The sequence below is a fragment of the Enterococcus xiangfangensis genome, assembly GCF_005405365.1.
GTDB classification, from domain to species: Bacteria; Bacillota; Bacilli; order Lactobacillales; family Enterococcaceae; genus Enterococcus_A; species Enterococcus_A xiangfangensis.
On sequence record NZ_BJDX01000003.1, the window covers coordinates 218396 to 237170 of the forward strand.

Annotated in this window: 29 protein-coding genes; 23 read left to right on the forward strand and 6 right to left on the reverse strand. The window is 36.9% G+C overall.

The window, feature by feature from the left end:
- Positions 1 to 32 precede the first annotated feature (32 nt).
- The 5 genes from FFM68_RS13225 to FFM68_RS05040 are packed head-to-tail and all read right to left on the reverse strand — an operon-like array spanning position 33 to position 3414.
- The gene (locus FFM68_RS13225; RefSeq protein WP_239585073.1) at positions 33 to 815 is read right to left on the reverse strand and encodes a hypothetical protein; all 783 of its coding nucleotides are present in this window, start codon (positions 813 to 815) and stop codon (positions 33 to 35) included.
- A 51-nt stretch (positions 816 to 866) separates the two neighbouring features.
- Positions 867 to 1565, reverse strand: coding sequence for a hypothetical protein (locus FFM68_RS05025; protein WP_137618337.1), 699 nt, complete (start codon positions 1563 to 1565; stop codon positions 867 to 869).
- Positions 1566 to 1621: 56 nt separating this feature from the next.
- A complete protein-coding gene (locus FFM68_RS05030) occupies positions 1622 to 2590 on the reverse strand; it encodes a TerB N-terminal domain-containing protein (RefSeq protein WP_137618338.1) in 969 nt (322 codons plus the stop codon).
- 20 nt (positions 2591 to 2610) lie between these two features.
- On the reverse strand, positions 2611 to 3075 hold the full coding sequence (locus FFM68_RS05035) for an ImmA/IrrE family metallo-endopeptidase (RefSeq protein ID WP_137618339.1): 465 nt from the start codon (positions 3073 to 3075) through the stop codon (positions 2611 to 2613).
- Positions 3076 to 3081: 6 nt separating this feature from the next.
- On the reverse strand, positions 3082 to 3414 hold the full coding sequence (locus FFM68_RS05040; protein WP_137618340.1) for a helix-turn-helix domain-containing protein: 333 nt from the start codon (positions 3412 to 3414) through the stop codon (positions 3082 to 3084).
- A 164-nt stretch (positions 3415 to 3578) separates the two neighbouring features.
- On the opposite strand from FFM68_RS05040, the gene FFM68_RS05045 reads away from it, so the two are divergent.
- From FFM68_RS05045 to FFM68_RS05100, 12 genes are all read left to right on the forward strand, one after another.
- A complete protein-coding gene (locus FFM68_RS05045; RefSeq protein WP_239585074.1) occupies positions 3579 to 3809 on the forward strand; it encodes a helix-turn-helix transcriptional regulator in 231 nt (76 codons plus the stop codon).
- Positions 3806 to 4060, forward strand: a complete 255-nt coding sequence (locus FFM68_RS05050) for a hypothetical protein (RefSeq protein WP_137618341.1) — start codon at positions 3806 to 3808, stop codon at positions 4058 to 4060. The genes FFM68_RS05045 and FFM68_RS05050 overlap by 4 nt, the downstream gene beginning before the upstream one ends.
- A gap of 63 nt (positions 4061 to 4123) precedes the next feature.
- Entirely contained in the window at positions 4124 to 4678 is a 555-nt protein-coding gene (locus FFM68_RS05055) for a hypothetical protein (RefSeq protein WP_137604282.1), read from the forward strand.
- Positions 4675 to 4920, forward strand: coding sequence for a helix-turn-helix domain-containing protein (locus tag FFM68_RS05060; protein WP_239585075.1), 246 nt, complete (start codon positions 4675 to 4677; stop codon positions 4918 to 4920). The genes FFM68_RS05055 and FFM68_RS05060 overlap by 4 nt, the downstream gene beginning before the upstream one ends.
- 2 nt (positions 4921 to 4922) lie before the next feature.
- A complete protein-coding gene (locus FFM68_RS05065) occupies positions 4923 to 5123 on the forward strand; it encodes a hypothetical protein (protein WP_137604281.1) in 201 nt (66 codons plus the stop codon).
- A 204-nt stretch (positions 5124 to 5327) separates the two neighbouring features.
- Positions 5328 to 5876 (forward strand): host-nuclease inhibitor Gam family protein, encoded by a 549-nt coding sequence (locus FFM68_RS05070; RefSeq protein ID WP_137618342.1) that lies wholly within the window; start codon positions 5328 to 5330, stop codon positions 5874 to 5876.
- Position 5877: 1 nt separating this feature from the next.
- Positions 5878 to 6570, forward strand: a complete 693-nt coding sequence (locus FFM68_RS05075; protein WP_137618343.1) for an AAA family ATPase — start codon at positions 5878 to 5880, stop codon at positions 6568 to 6570.
- 22 nt (positions 6571 to 6592) lie between these two features.
- Positions 6593 to 7159, forward strand: a complete 567-nt coding sequence (locus FFM68_RS05080) for a single stranded DNA-binding domain-containing protein (protein WP_137618344.1) — start codon at positions 6593 to 6595, stop codon at positions 7157 to 7159.
- Positions 7160 to 7207: 48 nt separating this feature from the next.
- Positions 7208 to 8113, forward strand: a complete 906-nt coding sequence (locus FFM68_RS05085) for a DnaD domain-containing protein (RefSeq protein WP_137618345.1) — start codon at positions 7208 to 7210, stop codon at positions 8111 to 8113.
- A 4-nt stretch (positions 8114 to 8117) separates the two neighbouring features.
- Positions 8118 to 8525, forward strand: coding sequence for a DUF1064 domain-containing protein (locus FFM68_RS05090; RefSeq protein ID WP_137618346.1), 408 nt, complete (start codon positions 8118 to 8120; stop codon positions 8523 to 8525).
- On the forward strand, positions 8525 to 8992 hold the full coding sequence (locus FFM68_RS05095; protein WP_137618347.1) for a hypothetical protein: 468 nt from the start codon (positions 8525 to 8527) through the stop codon (positions 8990 to 8992). The genes FFM68_RS05090 and FFM68_RS05095 overlap by 1 nt, the downstream gene beginning before the upstream one ends.
- 17 nt (positions 8993 to 9009) lie before the next feature.
- Positions 9010 to 9213: a hypothetical protein gene (locus FFM68_RS05100; protein ID WP_137618348.1), complete on the forward strand. Its 204-nt coding sequence runs from the start codon at positions 9010 to 9012 to the stop codon at positions 9211 to 9213.
- Positions 9214 to 9274: 61 nt separating this feature from the next.
- On the opposite strand, the gene FFM68_RS05105 is transcribed toward FFM68_RS05100, so the two are convergent.
- Positions 9275 to 9946: a hypothetical protein gene (locus tag FFM68_RS05105; RefSeq protein WP_137618349.1), complete on the reverse strand. Its 672-nt coding sequence runs from the start codon at positions 9944 to 9946 to the stop codon at positions 9275 to 9277.
- Positions 9947 to 10058: 112 nt separating this feature from the next.
- On the opposite strand from FFM68_RS05105, the gene FFM68_RS05110 reads away from it, so the two are divergent.
- The 11 genes from FFM68_RS05110 to FFM68_RS05160 all read left to right on the forward strand — a co-directional run bounded on the left by FFM68_RS05110 (position 10059) and on the right by FFM68_RS05160 (position 18775).
- Positions 10059 to 10607 (forward strand): DUF1642 domain-containing protein, encoded by a 549-nt coding sequence (locus FFM68_RS05110; protein ID WP_137618350.1) that lies wholly within the window; start codon positions 10059 to 10061, stop codon positions 10605 to 10607.
- Between the two features lie 7 nt (positions 10608 to 10614).
- Positions 10615 to 10809: a DUF1642 domain-containing protein gene (locus FFM68_RS05115; protein ID WP_090409304.1), complete on the forward strand. Its 195-nt coding sequence runs from the start codon at positions 10615 to 10617 to the stop codon at positions 10807 to 10809.
- A complete protein-coding gene (locus tag FFM68_RS05120) occupies positions 10806 to 11015 on the forward strand; it encodes a hypothetical protein (protein WP_137618351.1) in 210 nt (69 codons plus the stop codon). The genes FFM68_RS05115 and FFM68_RS05120 overlap by 4 nt, the downstream gene beginning before the upstream one ends.
- Before the next feature lie 279 nt (positions 11016 to 11294).
- Complete coding sequence (locus FFM68_RS05125; protein ID WP_010739651.1) at positions 11295 to 11711, forward strand: ArpU family phage packaging/lysis transcriptional regulator; 417 nt, start codon at positions 11295 to 11297, stop codon at positions 11709 to 11711.
- A 323-nt stretch (positions 11712 to 12034) separates the two neighbouring features.
- Positions 12035 to 12745 (forward strand): phage terminase small subunit, encoded by a 711-nt coding sequence (terS, locus tag FFM68_RS05130; protein WP_137618352.1) that lies wholly within the window; start codon positions 12035 to 12037, stop codon positions 12743 to 12745.
- Positions 12711 to 14036, forward strand: a complete 1326-nt coding sequence (locus FFM68_RS05135; RefSeq protein WP_137618353.1) for a PBSX family phage terminase large subunit — start codon at positions 12711 to 12713, stop codon at positions 14034 to 14036. Before terS ends, FFM68_RS05135 begins: the two co-directional genes overlap by 35 nt.
- Positions 14030 to 15589, forward strand: coding sequence for a phage portal protein (locus FFM68_RS05140; protein WP_137618354.1), 1560 nt, complete (start codon positions 14030 to 14032; stop codon positions 15587 to 15589). Before FFM68_RS05135 ends, FFM68_RS05140 begins: the two co-directional genes overlap by 7 nt.
- A 2-nt stretch (positions 15590 to 15591) precedes the next feature.
- Entirely contained in the window at positions 15592 to 16728 is a 1137-nt protein-coding gene (locus FFM68_RS05145; RefSeq protein WP_137618355.1) for a phage minor capsid protein, read from the forward strand.
- A gap of 110 nt (positions 16729 to 16838) precedes the next feature.
- A complete protein-coding gene (locus FFM68_RS05150; RefSeq protein ID WP_137618356.1) occupies positions 16839 to 17423 on the forward strand; it encodes a phage scaffolding protein in 585 nt (194 codons plus the stop codon).
- Positions 17424 to 17440: 17 nt separating this feature from the next.
- The gene (locus FFM68_RS05155; RefSeq protein WP_137618357.1) at positions 17441 to 18427 is read left to right on the forward strand and encodes a capsid protein; all 987 of its coding nucleotides are present in this window, start codon (positions 17441 to 17443) and stop codon (positions 18425 to 18427) included.
- 3 nt (positions 18428 to 18430) lie between these two features.
- The gene (locus FFM68_RS05160; protein ID WP_137618358.1) at positions 18431 to 18775 is read left to right on the forward strand and encodes a hypothetical protein; all 345 of its coding nucleotides are present in this window, start codon (positions 18431 to 18433) and stop codon (positions 18773 to 18775) included.

Sequence of the window (18775 nt, forward strand, 5' to 3'; positions counted from 1 at the left end):
GAGCCTCGGATGAATGGGGCGGGGGTGTTACTTTAATACTGATCATCCGTAGGGATAGCGTTAGCATTGACTTCATCTATTGCCTGTTGTCCTTTTTCTGTAGGTGTTCCGTCTGGATTAGAGTAACCATTTTCTATTGCCCAATCAATTTGATCTTGCACCCAGGCATCAGGAGAGCCGTCTGGATTAGCACCAGCAGCATGGTCTTGTCCGGGAAGCAGGGGTTGCCCATTTGGATCGTAACCGTTTTGAATGTTTTGTTGACTTTGTTCCCATTCTCTTTGAGCTTCAGCTTCTCCGCGAGCATATTCTGCTCTTGCGGTAGGATCATTGAAAACGGACCGATCATCAAATCCATTACCGTCTTCATCAATAAAATTAGGATCAGGGTTCGTCGTTTGTTGCTCTTGAGTTGCTGCTTGCTGTTGTTGCACTTGAGTAGTTTGTTGTTTGATTGCTTCAAGGTTAGCTGTTGCTGTTTCTAACCGTTTCTGAAGATCGATATTTCCGCCAGGAATTGCTTCGATTGCTGTTTTAGCCGCTGCTATTGTTTCATCTGTTAGATTAGCTTCAGCTGCTTTCATAGCCGTATCAGCTTCAGATACTTTTTTAGAAATTTCTTCCTGCTTTTTCTTCTCAGCTTCCTTGGCTTTCTTTTTAGCCTCGGCATCTGCTTTTTCTTTTGAATCCTTTGTTAAACTTACTTTCGTTTCTTGTTTTGAAGTCGAATCCGTTGATTTAGTCTTCTTATCAGTAGAACACGCTGAAAAGAGCAGGGTAGAGCACACCAACAATGCAACGCTTAATTTTTTCATTTTTATTCCTCCTTACAATCCCAGTAAGTCTTTTTTCTTAGCGTCAATCATTTATTTCCATTTAAATTCTTTAACGTCGGTCATTTTTGATCTACCAATTACATTACCGTTGTAGTAAATTTGGGTGAAAATACCATCACTAGCTTTATCCATATCCCAATTTTCACTTTCGCTTACAATCGAAACAGCAGCGTTCTGAGCAGAAAGAACAGCCGAGCTAGCATCAGTTTGGCTAAGCGTTAGGAAGTTATCGTTCACATTTACTTTAAGAAGATTTTCTTCGTAATCCATTTCATTAATAGTTAAAGCCCAATTAAATACAGGATTTGGTGTGCCGTTTTCTGTAGGATTTCCATTTTCATCCAATGTACCATTTGCAAATCCCTTGTTTTGCTCTAGATAAGCAGCGATTTGTGTATTTACTGAATCTGATTCATCGGAAGAACTTGATTCCATAGTAGAACTGGACTCTTCAGTTGAATTTTCGATGCTGCTACTTGAAATTTGTTTGCTTTCAGACGTTTTCTTAACTGCAGAACTACTTTCTACAGTGGTCGATTTTGCAGGCTCCTTTGGATCCGTTAGTTTCGCAAATATTATGGTTAGAATTAGTATTGCTGTAAATGCAATAAGCATTCGCCTAGTTAATGTGTAATCTTGCTGTTTTTTTCTTTTTCTGTTAGCAATAATTGCAGTAATTACCATACCTAAGAAACTCACAATAAGAAGAATAGGGCCAATAGTATTCATTTTTATTCCTCCTGAACATTATTTATAGTGTTAAAAAAACAGGGAATTTATTCATACTAATTTTCAATTTTTGATAATCTTTTTTGTTTTCTCTCTTCGGCAAGTTGTTTTTTTGTGGCTTCGTGCGTTTCTTTTAACAGGGAATACATATCTGTTCTTATAATATTCGACTCAATAAAATTTGGTATTAAGATTGTTTTTGGTAAATTAACTTTCATAGACATAGTTATTTCGCCATTGATTTTAAAAAGTGTTTTTTCTGGATTCAAAGAAATATTGGATAAGGACAGTTCAGTTGTTGGAATAGTACCTATATTGTTAGGAAATGAATATACTCTTTTGTTCCATTTGTATACCATAATCTCTTCCATATTATCTTTGAATTTTGAATAAAATTGCTTGATGTAACGTTGGTTATCCCATAAAAAGCTTCTAGACATAGTAATGATTTCTTCACTTGTAAATTGTTTATCTAAAGCGGCTTTTGAAAGAATGAATAAAGTTGAGTCTTTCGGTTCTGGAGCCATGGATTTTAAAAAAGCAGTATCTTTTTTTGTAAGTGCCAGATAAACTAGCGCAACATTTGAATAGTGTATGAATGAGGCGTTATTATGATGCTTCTGCAATAAATTAATTTTAGAGACAGCCTCTTGATATTTTTCAGTCATAATATATCTTTCTAAGCCATAAAAGAATGTAAAAACATTTCCGATGTCTGTAGGTTGTCTAATATCTTTAAGCCAAGTTAAGTAGTTGAACCTTTCGGCAGGACTCATCCGTTTATAACTGGGCCAATAACCTAACTTGTCAACAGTTCCAGCTTTTACAGGTAAAGATAAGGATATCGTTGATGGTTCCTCAGCATCAATATCAATATTTTTCAAAGGCCCATCAGAGAACCAAAGTAGGTTGAGTATATCCTGAGGAATGCCTTGCACTACGGAAGGGAGAACCTTTTCACGTTTAGATACCTTCTTTACAACTGAGGGTGTGTCATTCTTTTTAAAAATATCAAACAATCCCATTAAACCATCTCCAATTATGATTATTTAATTTTAACCACTTTCATTGAATCTCCAGAGCCAAACACGATTTTAAAACCACCGTATATAAATCCTTCTCCATATTTCTCTTTAAAGAGTTCAATTCCTTCTTTTAAAGCTTCAACGGTTATTTCCAATTCGTCTGCAACTTCCCAATACTCACGACACCCATTTTCGTAAGCTAGTATAAGTTGGGTAGGATGTATTGTAATTTCTGCTGCAACTAATCTAGCTTTACGTTCCTGTTTTCTAGCTTCAGTTAATTCATAGTTAGTGATGTCTCCAACAGATGTGTAATGGTGAGCAATCTCTTCTGCAACTGTAGAAGTCAACTCACAACTTGATTGTTGGGGATTTAAATAGATAGAATTATCAATGTATAAACCTTTTTGTCCGCTTGGCATCCTATTGTCAAAAACATAATCGATGTCGGCAAAAGTTGACATTAGCTGCTCAGCTTTATCCATAGATCATCAATCCTTTTTCGAATGTTTTTGTTTTATAAAGTCGATATAGTTTAAAATATCTTCCATTTGTTCATCAGATACATCATCATCAATATGAGCTGCAACAGTCATTTGTTTATTTGTTAATTCAGGTTCTTCTTTACCTTCTCTACCATGAAGATAATCCAGTGTTACTCCAAAGTAATCAGCAATTTTATTTTGAAGATCGATATCAGGCATGCGTTTTCCTTGCTCATAAGAGGCATAGGTTGTTTTAGCAACGCCTAAATATTTTGCCATATCCAACTGGGTAAGGTGATTTTTTGACTTTCTTAACTGTTTAAGTTGTTCGCCTAACATACGATATGACCTCCTTTTTATTAATATTACTATTACAAAATGCGTACATAAAGAAAAAAGATAAAAGTGCAAAAAAAAGAGTACAAAACTATTTACAAAGTACGCAATATGTATTATTATAAAAGTACGCAAAACGTATTACTTTGTTGAAGGGAGTGATTATTTTGAAACAATGGTTAAAAATTATGCGCGAGGAAAAAGGATACACCCAAGAATCAATTGCTGAAAAAGTAGGTATTGCTAAAACAACCTATTCTTCCTATGAGCAAGGTCATAGAAGACCTTCAATTACTACTGCAAAAAAATTGGCGGTGGTACTTGGAGTTCCGTGGACAATTTTTTTTGATAATGAAGTACGCAAAACGTATGTATTTAATAAGGAGGTTTCAAAATGAAAGACAAACCACAAACGATCAAAGCAACAATAGCATCTGGCTTTTTAGACCAATATATTGAAATGCTAGTTCCAGCACTTAAAAGAAAATTTGACGTCAAGCCTGGGATAGAAGGTTCAATATTTATGGAACCAGGCGGCACCGATGAAATGCTAATCCGTTTTTTATCGAATGATGAAACAGCACAAGACATTTTCGACTTTATAAATTCTAAATGGCAATTCGAGAGTGAACCTCAACTCGTTTCATAAGTACAGATTACCGCTTTGAACCTGCTGATTAAAAGCCAGGAAAATAAGAGAGGGGTGTTTTAAATGATAGCAAAATCAACATCAAGGAAGATGCCAAGAGAGATTAATCAGTTTTTAAGTAGAACGGGCATTACCAAACGTACATTAGCCAAAGATATGCACGTAGTCGCACAAACGATTACCGATTGGACGAAAGAAGACGGATCCGCTAAGAATGTCACCGCTGAAAACGCAGTACGATTAAATGAAGTAGCGAATGATTCTTCGTTAGCTCAAGTGATTGGCTATTACTATTTAGGTCTTCCGCCATCAATGAACGGCGATTATAGACTTGATCTTTCATATCTAGACGATCTTCGAGAAATCGAAGAGGACGAGCGAGACGAGAAAATAGGAAACAAAGAGATTAAGCGTATCCTCTGTAAATCTAAAAACTTAGATAAAGTTAGTCATGACAAAATTCTAGATACAGCGAGAGAACAAGCAGAAGTTTGCATCGTAAATAATCAATTTTTATTTGCATTATGTGAGCAACTTGGAATGAGCGTAATGGAGCTAATCGAAATGTTCATGGATAGATGGATTTCAGAAGGATATTTTGGAGGCGATAACGCATGACGGAAAAAGAAGTAACGATGCAACGATATGCCATTCGTATATCGAAAAACCTTCGATTGTTAATGGCGAACGAAAGAATCATCAAAAACCGAGAGTTATCTAAGAAATCAGGTGTTTCAGAAGTGACGATTAGTTCGATCAAAAATGATTATAAAGGCGAATTAAGACCGGGATTTACGACGTTAGTTTTATTAGCAGATGGGTTAGACGTAGACGTAGCAGAACTTTTAAGGGAGGCCTAAGCATGAGAAATGATTTTGAATATGTACCAACGATTCCAACGGAATTAGCAAGAAAACGTTCAGATTTTAAAGCGGCAAAAATAACCGTGACTGGTGCGATGGTCGGTGTGTTGTGTACTGGCTATTGGATGATAGCAGCATTTATCCTATTACCTTTTTTATGGATAGTAAACAAAGTTGGGAAAAAGGTGCTAGGACTATGAGAAAGCACAAAAAAAGACTTACTAGCCTGCAAGCAAAAGTAAGTCGCAAAAGGTTAATCTATTTGACCTCATTATAGCAGAAGGAAAGAGGTTTTATCAATGAAGAGTTTTGAACAAGCAATAGACGATTACAAAACAGATCCCGATTGGGGCAAAGATACTCATGAAGATGATCAACCAACAAATATGGAAGGTTGGGATTAAATGAACGCTTTAGAAAAATATGAAATTGAAGATTTAAAAGAGAGTAAAGTGCTTGAAGAAAACCAAACTTGGAAAATAGATAGTCTGGAAGGTGCTGATTGGGCTTTTAGAAAGATTAGTACCCTAAAACAAGCAAACAAAGAAATCAATCAATTAGCTAACAAAGAACGTGAACGAATTGCTGATTGGGAGAACAAAGAAACTCAAAGTAACCAAGACAGTATTGATTTTTTTGGACATAAATTAGCAGATTATTTATATCAACTTAGAAAAATTGACAAAAAGGCAAAAGTAAAAACACCTCACGGGACTGTTAGTACCAGAAAACAATCTGACGTTTGGGAGTATAAAAATGATGCGGTAGAAAAGGTAAAGGAAATGGGATTGACTGAATTTATTGAAGTAAAAGAGTCAATTAAAAAAGCAGATCTTAAAAAATCAGTGACTGTATTAGAAGATGGAAGCGTCGTAAGTCCTGATGGCGAAATTATCGAATCTATAAAAGTAATTCCACGAGATGATAAAGTTGTTATTAAGGAGGCTGAATAAGATGGTCCTTAAAACCACAAATGCTGCACAAATAAATAGAACTGAAAATTGGAGAGTTCTATTATATGGAAAACCAGGGCAAGGAAAAACAAGCGCAGTAAAAAACCTAAAAGGAAAAGTGCTTGTGATTGATCTTGACGGCTCAGGAAAAGTTTTGGCTGAACATGAAAATATTGAAGTTTATAAATTCGATCGAACGCATCCGACAGAGGATATGACTCATGTTTTAAGAGAACTACCAGAAATGGTAAAAGACTTTGATACAGTCGTTTTTGACAACGTAACAGCTTTCCAACTGGATTGGTTTGTTGAGCGTGGTAGAACTTCTAAAAATGGTATCAGAAATGAGATACAACATTATGGTGACTTCACTAATTATTTTTTGAGAATTATTACTGCAATCTATGATCTGCCTATAAATATATATGTGACAGCTTGGGAAGTGACTAGAGACTTAGAAATGGAAGATGGAACAAAGATAACTCAATTTGTTCCCCAAATTAGAGATCAAGTTTTAAATCAACTATTAGGTCTTACTGACGTCGTTGGACGTATTAAAGTGAATCAAAAAACAGGCGGCCGTGGCGCGATCCTAGAAGGAAACGACAGTGTGTATGCCAAAAATCGTATTGATGATCGTATCATTTGTAAAATTGAAGAACTTTTTGATTTTGAAACTAGCCCTAAAAAATAAAAAATAGACGGAGGAAATTAATATGCAATACAACAGAAACGAAATGAGCGACTTAAATAATTTCAAACCTTTTTCAGAAGGAGTACACAATGCAGTTATTTCAAATGTAATCAACAAAAAAGCTAAAAGTGGAAAAGATATGTTTGAATTTTCTCTAGAGGGAGCTAATGGAGAAACGGGCAGTTACTGGCTTACGTTTGGTCTTGAATGGTCTGAGGCTAATTTAAATAGAGTATTAGCTAGTGTTGAAGATAACAACCAACAAATTGCTCCAATTGATTATGGATACAACCAAGGAACGCTAGACTTTTTAAAAGGCAAGCGAGTGTTTATTCAAGCAAAGGATAAAACAGGGACTTATATCGATCGAAACGGGGAAGAAAAACAATCGGTTGGTACTGATATAAAAAACTTTTTAACCAAAGAAGAATTTTTCGCAAGACAAAAAAGAAGCAATCAAGGAACGCATACACAGAGTACAAATAATAATACATTTCAACAATCATTACCTGGTACTGATCCATTTGCTGAAGCTAAAAGTATTGCTAATGGCGGGATTAACATCAGCGATGATGAACTACCATTTTAATCGGAGGGAGAGCATTCTCCCTCTTAATAATGATGAAAGGGGTTAGTCATGGCCATATATAGGCAAATACACACGACGGTTTGGAAAGATGATTGGATTGGCGAGTTGAGCATCAAAGAAAAGCTTTTTTGGATGTACTTAACCACTAATGATCGAACCACTCAATGTGGCGTTTATGTTTTCTCTTGGCGATATGCTCCTTTTGAGACTGGATTATCCAATGAGGACATAAAAAAGATTATCACTAAGTTCCAAGATGACGGGAAGATAAAGTTTAACGAATCAAATAACGAAATAATGATAACCAATTGGTTGAAATATAACTCAGCGCGATCACCCAAAGTAGCTGCTGTGATTGATAAAGAATTAAAAGGGATCAAAACACCTGAATTTGAATCAGAAGTCATCATGAGGTCTAAAGATTTTGAATACCCTATAAAAACTGAAAAGTCTAAGTTTGATACTGTATCGATACCATATAGATACCCTATGGATACGATATCGCAACCAGCATCATCATCAGAACCAGCAACAGAACCAGAACCATCAGCAGCAACAGCACAAGAGACCGCTGTGCCTGCTACTAATCCTGTTCGACTCTATCAAGAAATGTTTGGGATGATTAATCCAGTCATTGTTCAGGATATCAACCACTGGGTTAATGATTTGGGAGCTGAGCTTGTTTGCGAGGCCATGAAGCGAGCCAACTTTGACCAAAAAGGCTATCGCTATGCTGCTGGAATCATGAAAAATTGGGCAGCGAAAAATATTAACACGATAGATCAAGTCAAAGCCGATGATGTTAGCTTCGAAAATAAGGGCAGAAAGAAGTCTAAAGGACGTGTTGAATCTTTACCAGAACACATTAAGCAGCCACCGAAAGAAGTACCACTCACTCCAGAAAAAGAAGCGGAGATTGATAGAAAATTACAAGAATACTTGAGTAAGGAGTGACTGCATGAGATATACCAAGCGATCCAAATACGGCAACAAGAAAGTATGCAGATACGGTCGTGAGTTTGATTCGATTGCCGAAGCTGATTATTATCCAGTCGCTATTGATTACGCTAAGCAGCATGGATATGTTCTCAAACTACAGGATCGGATTGATATTTTACCAACGCTGAAAATTAATCAATGGGTTATTAGAAAGACCCAATATGTCGCTGATTATGCTTTCTATAATCAAGGAAAACTTATAAGACTAGTTGATGTTAAAGGGATGGAAACGAAGGATTTTAAGATTAAGGCAAAAATGGTAGCTAAAGAGCTAGGCATAGTAATTGAACTGGCTAAAAGAAAGAAAAATGGCTTTATTCATTATCCATTCAATATGCCCGCAAACAAGAGAAAAGAGGTTCGTTGATGGAAGCCACAAAAAATAAGAAGCGTGACCGTACTGGCGAAAAATATGGGGAGTTCACAATCATTCAAGCAACAGATAACGACAAAGAATGGCTCGCAAGATGTTCGTGTGGCAAAGAGCGGATAGTCAAAAATAAAGACATGTCGAGCCTCACACATTGCAATAGTTGTGCTGCGAGAATACGCGCGGCAAAGCGAAAAGGACAGTCGAAAAAGCCGAAAAAAGACAAGTTTACTGAGATGCAAAACTGGATGAGTCCAAAGATGTCGAAGTTTAAAACAGATTTCTTTTATACGATCGAGGATGATCGTTTTCACGAGCTGGTCGTTGGCAAGCTGATAAACGAATACAGACATACTGCAGCTTTCGAGATCATTAATTATCACGAATCGGACAAAGCAACGTTGAGAGAGCAAAATTTTCGAATCCTGGTTGCCAAGAAAAAAGCAACGAAAATGATGTCATAACCATTTGGAGGTATGAGATGAGAGTCAGAGATCGTGTGTTGATTGATCATAAAGTCAGAAAGTTCGTTAAAACAATGCCGATTGGCTACGAGCGGACGGTTCCAAAAGACGTTGTTATTAGTGAAATCCTACAGGCGAATGACTGGTTTATTCGCACGCCGGCAACAATGGAAACGATCCGCGAGGAAGTCGAAAAACAGTTCAATATGTACGTGTGTTAAAAGTTCCGGTAACCACGCCAATTATGCAGAAAAAAGAACTTCAAAAAGAAGTTCAGAATAATTAATTTTTACGTTTTCTATTTTTGGAGGTGATTTTGTTTGACTTTAGAGTATGTGGCCCTGATTGCCTCAATTGTTTCATTACTGCTCTGTTTGATCGCGTTATCATTTCGTAATCGTTGAGATAAACGGTATGTTCAAAAGTTTGATAGTGATTACGTTTTCCGATGTAAGGAAATTTTCTAATAGCAAATCTTATAGAGAATGTTACCTTTTTCGGAACTGGAATAGCTTCAAGCGGCAAAAAAGCATAAATAGGAGTAAGAGAGTTTGCTGGGAACACACCTTGAGGATCTTTAGGAAACTGAATGATATATGATTTTAGTAAATCAAAAAATAGAAATGATGGTTTTTTAGCCTGAGTTATGACAGATCTTTCTGTAAAAGCCTCGGTAATATTCCCATTAACAATAAAATTTAAATGAAAGAATGCAATGTCCTTAGGTGAAGGATTCAAAAACTGATAATGAACCATTATGCCTGAAGGAAGATAGTATGTTTTCCCATCATCCCCTATGTATGAAATCTGCCCTTCAGTCGCAGAGACATAAGAATCATTATTCGTTTCCATAAACTGGATTAGTTCAGGCTTGTTACCCCAATAACCTAATATCGCAAAAATAGCTGCTATGCCAGAAAACGCAGAGATAATGAGTGAAATGATCGCTAACATGTAAACCTCCATTAGATAGTCTTTAAGCATATTAATTATATCAAAAACGTTTATAAAAAGCAGAATAGTTTACTAAGTTAAATCAGCCTATCAAATAGAAAAGAGGAATGAAATGAATAAACAGGAAAAACAAGAATTAATTGAATGGATCAGTAAATTTAGTGTGACAACGCATACTGCTTTGGGAAGAATCATGTCGATAAATACGGATGTTTTGGTTAATAAAATACAACAAATAGACGAACCTAAAAAAGTCAAAGTGAAACAGTACGTGGCTGATTGGTTTGAAGAACACAAAGATTTTTTAGAGTTGAGTCTTGGTAGGATAACACCTGATATAAGAACTAAAATTGTTCAAGGTCAAGCGTTGAGCGAGTTTGAGAAGTGGTTTAACAAAACCCGGAATAAACCATTCGAAACGATCATTCGCATGAAAGACGGCTACGAGGTCGAGGAAGAGCCGTTATTCTACATTAGACTAACTATACCTAGTTCTAGTGTCGTAGAATTATATTTAGGTTTTAACAAAGATGGTATATTCGACCACTCATATGGAAAACCTCATGTTACGTGGGATTGGAAATGTACATTCACCGAACATGAAATCAAGTCAATAGACGAACGATACTGGCCGTTCGCGATGCCAGTCGAGAAAGTGTAGGTGTGAAATGAATATCACAGAAGAAGCTGAATATTTTATAGAATTACCAGCAAAACAGAATAAACTTTATGTGAATTATGATATCGAAGAGAATATCAGCATTGATGCGATCAGAGTAACTCGTTTTACGGAAGCAGAAATCAAATCTATCGACGAGCGATATTGGCCTTTTGCAGTGCCAGTGGAAGAGGTGGCGGAATGAATAAAAGACAGCGAAAAAAGAGAATTAAAAAAGAGTTAGGCAAAGTTAATGTTAGTTTAGCAGATGTATACAATGATCCGATTGATGCTGCACAACGTGCATCATCTATTATTGCTGCTGCTTATCAATGTGATGAGTCTCTTAAAACAAGAATCGTTATTCAGTTAGAAGTTGGTCGGTTAAGTAGTTTAGTTAATTTAGCATAGTAGTTCAGCTAACCGATTCTATCACGTAAAAAGAGGTAGTCGACCACCGACTACCCCAAACATTGACCTCTATCTAGTTTCCGCTAGATGTGAATAGTTTAACAAATGAAAAAGGTATGTCAATACCAAAAAAGGCCTATTTATTGATAGGCAGTGAACCAAACTAGTGAAAGGCGAATAACTGCAATTATATATCCATTGTAAATAAAAAAGCACCAAGCTCTCGCTCAGCGCTAAACGTTATCTCATCCATAATATTATAGCATAGGAGCGATCGCCTTGGAACTGTTCGAAGAGATAGATGTAAGAGAAACAAAATTCAAAGCAAAACGAATACTAGCTTCATACCGTCGTTTGAGTAGGATCGCAGGACAGGACGAGATTAATTTGCGATCACCAATTATAAGCGATATGCCGAGAACACCGAGTTCATATACAAATAAATCAGAAGATGCTACGTGCATCAGAGTCGATGCAGAAAATGAATTGAACGAAATAAACGCAGCGTTAAACCGTATTTCACGAATAAGCAAAGAAATCATCTCGATGACGTTTTGTGAAAATGAAAAATTAACGGCATTTGCGATCGGATTAGAATTAGGATACTCAGAACGCAGCATTAAAGACCTAAAAGCAGAAGCATTATTAGAGTTCGCTGATGTATATAGAGATGGAAAATTAATTGTGACAAAATAAATTGCCCTTTTTCTGCCCTTTTTGTTCGGAAAAAGGTGTTAGAATTATATTATGAAATAGTATGGATACAGCAGTTTAGCTGTTGAAATAAATCGTGGTCTGCTGCACAGTCCACAACAAATAAAGAATATATGAAGGAGGTGAACAGCCTCTTCTCGTAATTATTCTTAACGATGACGGCACATAAAAAATCATAGAAGGAAGTGAATAGCTCCTCTTCCTTTAAACTTCACGTGCCGTCAGTACATATTATTAGATCACTCATTTTGGGTGGTCTTTTTTATTTACAAAACAAATGTTGCGATAGTGGGGTGGTGTCACATGTGAAGAAATATGAACAAGCTTTTGATGATTACCAGAAAGGCCTGAAATATCGGGAGATTGCTGAAAAGTTCGATGTGTCAATTAGCACAGTTAAATCATGGAAGTCTCGTTATTGGTCTAAAGAAAAGGTTGCAACCAAAGACGCAACCGTTCCAAACAATAAAGGAGCGCCTGAGAGTAATAAGAATGCTGTTACACATGGTCTTTTTGCTAATTGGTTGCCATCAGAAACGCTTGAAATTATGAATGAGGTTGCAACCTCTAAACCAGAGGATATCCTTTGGAACAATATTATGATTCAATATACGGCGATAATTAGAGCACAAAAAATAATGTATGTTGCTTACGATGATAGTCTTTCAAAAGAAGTATCTAAGTGGTCTTCAAGCGAAGGTGGCAGTTCTGAAGAATATGCTATTCAGTATGCCTGGGATAAACAAGCGAACTTTATGAACGCTCAATCCAGAGCCATGAGTACTCTTGCTAATTTAATAAAACAGTTCGTATCAATCGCTGATGAACAAGATGAGCGACGTAAGAAACTTGAACTCATGAACACTCAAGTTGATCTAGCTAAAGCACAATTGAAGCAATTAGACGATGGCTATGATCCGACAGAAGAACAGACGGTTATTGTTGATGACATACCTGTAATAGAAAGTGAGGTTGAATCTAATGGCAGTGGAAGCCGAGAAGAAACCTCAGATTAAACTTACTGGTTTGATTAATCCTCACTTCTATAAGATGTGGCACACGCAATGTCCGTATGTTTTGATGAAGGGTGGACGCGGGTCGTTTAAATCATCTGTTATTAGTTTAAAACTTGCTACTGAAATGAAGAAACACACTCAAGCAAAACATAAGGTTAATGTTGTGTGCATGATGTCTCAGCACAAATACTTGCGTGATGCGGTTTATCTGCAAATCAAATGGGCGTTAAATATGTTGGGTGTTGCCAACGAATACAGGTATCGCATGGCTCCTTTAACGATCATTCATAAGCGTACAGGGTCAGCGTTTTACTTTTATGGCGTTGATGATCCATTGAAACTTAAATCTAATGCGATAGGCGATATTATCTCATTGTGGTATGAAGAAGCTGCTAACTTTCAAAGCAGTGAAGTATTTGACCAAACGAATGCAACATTTATCCGTCAGCGTTCTAAGTATGTGGACCAAGTAAAAGTTTATTATTCGTGGAACCCGCCAAAAAATCCATACGACTGGGTAAACGAATGGGTAGAGAAATGTAAAGAGCTTGATGATCACTTAGTAGATCACTCGACTTACTTAGATGATGAATTGGGTTTTACCGAATCACAACAATTAAAACTCATTCAAACTTATCGTGACAATGACGAGGACTATTACAAGTGGCTTTATTTAGGTGAAGTAATTGGTCTTGGTACTCTTATATATAATATGACTCATTTTAACTCTTTGGACGAATTACCAGAAGATGACTATATTACTCAAATTTGTTTTTCCATTGATAGTGGGCATCAAATATCAGCTACAACGTGTGGTTGCTACGCCATCACTAGAAAGAACAATGTGATTCTGTTGGACACGTACTACTATTCACCAGATGGGAAGATAAATAAAAAAGCGCCCGATGAATTGGCAAAAGATCTACATGATTTTATTGAAAAGTGTCAGACGGAATACAACAAGTTCGCTTATAAAATCACGATTGATTCCGCGGAAGGCGCGTTAAAGAATCAATATTATAAAGACTTTGGGGTAGCTTTCCACCCCGTTGCTAAAGCAAAGAAGGTTGACATGATTGACTATGTACAAAACTTACTCGCTCAGGGTAGGTTTTTTTATTTGGATACAGAAGCCAACAAAATATTTATTAAAGAGCACAGAGATTATCGATGGGATGAAGATACGTTGCATTCCGATGACCCAAAAGTTATCAAAATAGATGATCATACATGTGACCAGTTCCAATATTTTGTAAAAGATAATCTAAATGATTTAGGACTGAAATGGTAGGTGAAATCATGGGAGTAATTCAAACGATCAAAAATATGTTCAAGAGAGGAGTTGATAGTGTGAATATGAGCGTTAACGGAAAAGATATAGCGAAGATCACTGATCACCCAAAAATTGGGATTGATTCGCTAGAGTACGTTCGAATAGCGGAGAACTTCAAATATTATGCTAATTTATTTCCGGATGTCAACTATAAAAGTTCATTTGGCGACAATAAAAAACGAGAATTTAAATCATTGAACGTGACTAAGACTGCTGCGAGACGATTGGCTAGTATCATTTTCAATGAAAAATGTAAAGTTACGTTGAACGATCCCACTGATAAAAAGGATGTTTCTAAAGAGATTAAAGAAGCATCTGAATTTTTGGAACAAACATTATACGACAACAATTTCTATAATTTGTTCGAATTGAATCTTGAGAAAGGTATCGCTGCAGGAGGATTTGCTATGCGTCCTTACATTGATGGAGATAAGATTAAAATCTCGTGGATTCGTGCAGATCAATTCTATCCGTTACGTTCAAATACAAACGAAGTTAGTGAGTGTGCTATTGCTACTAAATCAATTCAAACTGAAGGTGACACAAATTACTACTACACGCTCCTCGAATTTCATGAGTGGCAAGACGAAAAGTATGTTATCAGTAATGAGCTTTACAAATCTGACAACAGTAACGTTGTTGGAAAGCAAGTTCCACTGTCGATTCTATATCCTGACTTAGCTGAAACAGTCACACTAGAAGGCTTGCAGAGACCGCTTTTTGCATACTTCAGAACGCCTGGAGCTAATAATAAATCGTTAGAGAGCCCATTAGGTGCTGGAATTGTTGATAACTCAAAAGAGATACTTGATACGATTAATACAACTCATGATCAATTTGCTTGGGAAATACAATTAGGTCAACGCCGAGTAGTTGTGCCAGCAGAATTCCTCAAAACAGATGAAACACATCCGCCGATGTTTGATACTGACCAAAATGTCTTCGCTGGTGTGTATGGTGCTGAGAATATTGGGGTCAAAGATATCACGACGCCAATTCGAACGGTTCAATATAAGGATGCTATCAGTCATCTGATTAAAGAGTTCGAGGTGCAAGTTGGGTTATCAGTTGGCTCAATGAACTATGCAGACGACGGAATTAAAACGGCCACTGAGATTGTTTCTAACAATTCCATGACTTATCAGACACGTTCAAGCTATTTGACGATGGTTGAAAAAGTTATCAACGAACTTATCCATTCTATTTTTGAGCTTGCGGGATATGGCGAGATGTTTGAAAGCGAGAAACCGCTATTCTCTATTGAATATGATAGTTATTTAGTAAAAGTTAGTTTTGAGGATGGTCTATTTGTCGATCGTAACAAACAATTAGAAAATGATCTAAAGGCTGTAACTGCTGGCGTAATGCCTAAGAAACAGTTTCTTATCCGTAATTACAATCTAAACGAAGATGAATTAGAAGATTGGTTAGCTGCATTAAAAGATGAAATGCCAGAAGCGGGATCAACCGAACGGCGTAGTCAAGATGCCTTATTCGATTTAGGTGATTAATTATGATTACACCAGAAAAAATGCAAAAGGCCGCAAACTCAATTATCAATATCTATTCAGAACTGGAAGACCGAATCTTTAACATCATAATCAAAGCGTTAAAACAATCTCGTTTTCAAGATGTAGCTAAAGAAGATGTGCTTTTGTGGCAAGTAAATCAACTTTCTAAAATGGGTACATTAAACGATAAAGTCATTGATTTGTTAGCACGATATACAGGAGAGACTCAAGAAGCAATTGAGCAATTGATTAAGGGAAATGGTGTGAAAATCGTTGATGAAGTAGACCGTGAGCTTGAGCGAATGGTGCATAAAAGTATCCCAGTTTCAAATGAAATCAATCGTATTCTTGATTCATTAATCCGTCAAACTTTCCAAGACTTAAACAATAATGTCAATCAAACATTAATCACTACTAATTTCAATGAAAATACAGTTATGCGAGCTTATCAAGCAATTCTCAAACAATCAACTATAGAATCGATGACGGGGCTTAAAACGCATGAGAAAGCCGTAAAAGATAATGTCTATAAAATGGTAGACATGGGAATTAAATCAGGTTTTGTCGATAAAGCAGGTCGTGAGTGGTCGATGGAGGCTTATTCGAGAACAGTGATTCAATCCACCTCACACAGAACGTTTAATGATCTTCGTTTGAAACGAATGGAAGACTTCGATTGTGTCACTGCATTGATGAGTAGTCATCCAGCAGCTCGTGAAGCTTGTGCGCCAATTCAAGGCGGATGGGTATTAACTGTGCCGAAAAATGAAGCGCCAGACGAGTTCAAACATTTACCATCTATTTATGATCATGGATATGGTGAGCAAGATGGCACCCGGGGAATTAATTGTAAGCATATCCTTTATCCCGGGAGACCGGATGTTAATACAAACAACCAACCTCAATATGACGCTGACGAAGCGCAAGAAAATGCTGAAATACAACAAAAGCAACGCAAACTTGAGCGTGATATTCGTTACCAGAAGAAACGAATGAATGCTGCATTAGAGCTAGAAGATCCCGAAACTGTCCAAATGTGCAAACAAGTGATTGCTAACAAACAGAAACAGTTAAGAGAACTCATTAATGAACATGATTTCCTAGTTCGAGACTACAGCAGAGAACAAGTACAAAGTTAATAATTTTAAGCTTAGCAATCGCTAGGCTTTTTATTTTGCCCTGAACATGGCGTTAAACTGTTCAATCCATCGAGGGCGTAGCCTCGTTAAACAACGAAAGGATGAATGAAATGAAACGAGAAGAACTAAAAGAATTGGGTTTAACAGACGAACAGATTGGATCAGTAATGGCTTTACATGGCATAACTGTAAACGAACTGAACAGCAAGGTGTCTACCGCGGAACAGCAAGCGACTCAGTATCAAGAACAGTTAGATAAAAATCAAAGTGAGCTTGATGACTTTAAAGCAAAGTCTAAAGGGAACGAAGATTTGGAAAAGCAAGTGACTGATTTACAAACGCGTCTTGACCAAAACAAAACCGATTCTGAGCAACAGATTGCAGATATTAAGAAATCATCAGCAATCGACTTAGCCCTAACACAAGCAGGGGCAAAGAATATTAAAGCTGCTAAAGCTTTAATAGATGGCGAGTCACTGGAATTAGCAGAGGATGGATTAAAAGGATTAGATGACCAACTGGCCGCACTTAAAGAAAGCGACGGCTATTTGTTTGGCCAATCCGAACAAATCACGCCTAATCCAGACGGTAAGAAGGCTACTTTTTCGGGAAATGCTTCGGGAATTAACAACTCGGCTCCAGATGATGCTACGGCACAAATGATTGCGGCTATGACAAGCGACATCACTAAATAACGAAAGAAGGAATAGAAATGTCAAAACTTATTACACCGGTTATGCCAATGAATTTACAAATGTTCGCTGATAACGCGACATTAAACTATGCGGAATCTTATCAACAAGGATTACAAAAACGCTACTCTGAAAATGGAATCTTGTATTCCCAAAAATTGTGGAATTCACCATCTAACAATTTATTGAAATGGGTAGGCGCTAAGACAGTTAAAGTACCAAAATTATTGATTAAAAATGGACGGAAAGATCGTACTCGCCGCTCAATCACAACTCCAGGTGCTAATTACGAAAACCAATGGGAAACTTACGAATTGAAAAACGAACGTTACTGGGACACTTTAGTAGATCCATCTGATGTCGATGAAACAAACTACGTCACTTCAATCGCTAACATCACTAAAACATATAATGATGTGGAAAAAATTCCAGAAAAGGATAAACAAATGTTTTCTTCACTTTATACGTTGAAAAAAGCGAAAGATAGCGGTAAAGGTATCGTCGAACTTGATCTAACTGCTGAAAATATCTTGACTCAATTTGACAAAATGATGACTGAAATGGACGAAGCAGCAGTTCCGGCAGTCGGTCGCTCTCTATACTTGACTCCAGCGGTCAGCACTATTCTGAAAAACGCTCAAGGGTTGCAACGTACTTTGTCTGTTCAAAGCAACAATGGAGTTATTGATCGTGCAGTACGACGTCTGGATGAGGTGGATATTGAACCAGCTGTCCCATCTGCATATATGAAGACTCTTTATGATTTCACTGTCGGGGCTGTAGCAGATCCAACAGCTCAAACCATTCAAATGATGTTGATTCACGTGCCTTGTATGTGTGCACCTGAAAAATATACATTTGCTGGTTTAGACAAACCGTCTGCATCAACTGCTGGTAATTACTTATACTACGAACAATCTTATGATGATGTTATCTTGTTTGAAACCAAGACGGACGGCTTGTCATTTGTTGTATCACCACCTAAAACTACTGGTGGAGGTGAGTAATTTATGAAAGCTAAAAACGCTAATCGTGTATTAACTATTGATTCAGCCGATAAAGATTTCTACAAAGCTCAAGGATATGACATCGTTGAGCTTGACCAATCTGGTCGGGCTTACAAAGTGACTGAAAAAGCTACCGGTGGTAAGACATTTACTGTTGGTCAGTACAACGAAATTTTGGACGAAAACGAATCTTTAAAAAAACGAATTGCTGAATTAGAAAATAATAGCGAGCCTGATCGGGAAGATTTAAAGAAAAAATTGGAAGTTTTAGGAGTGGAATTCGCTAATAATACTCCCACTTCAAAACTAATCGAGTTGCTAAACGAGTCAGAAGGAGAGATTAAATAG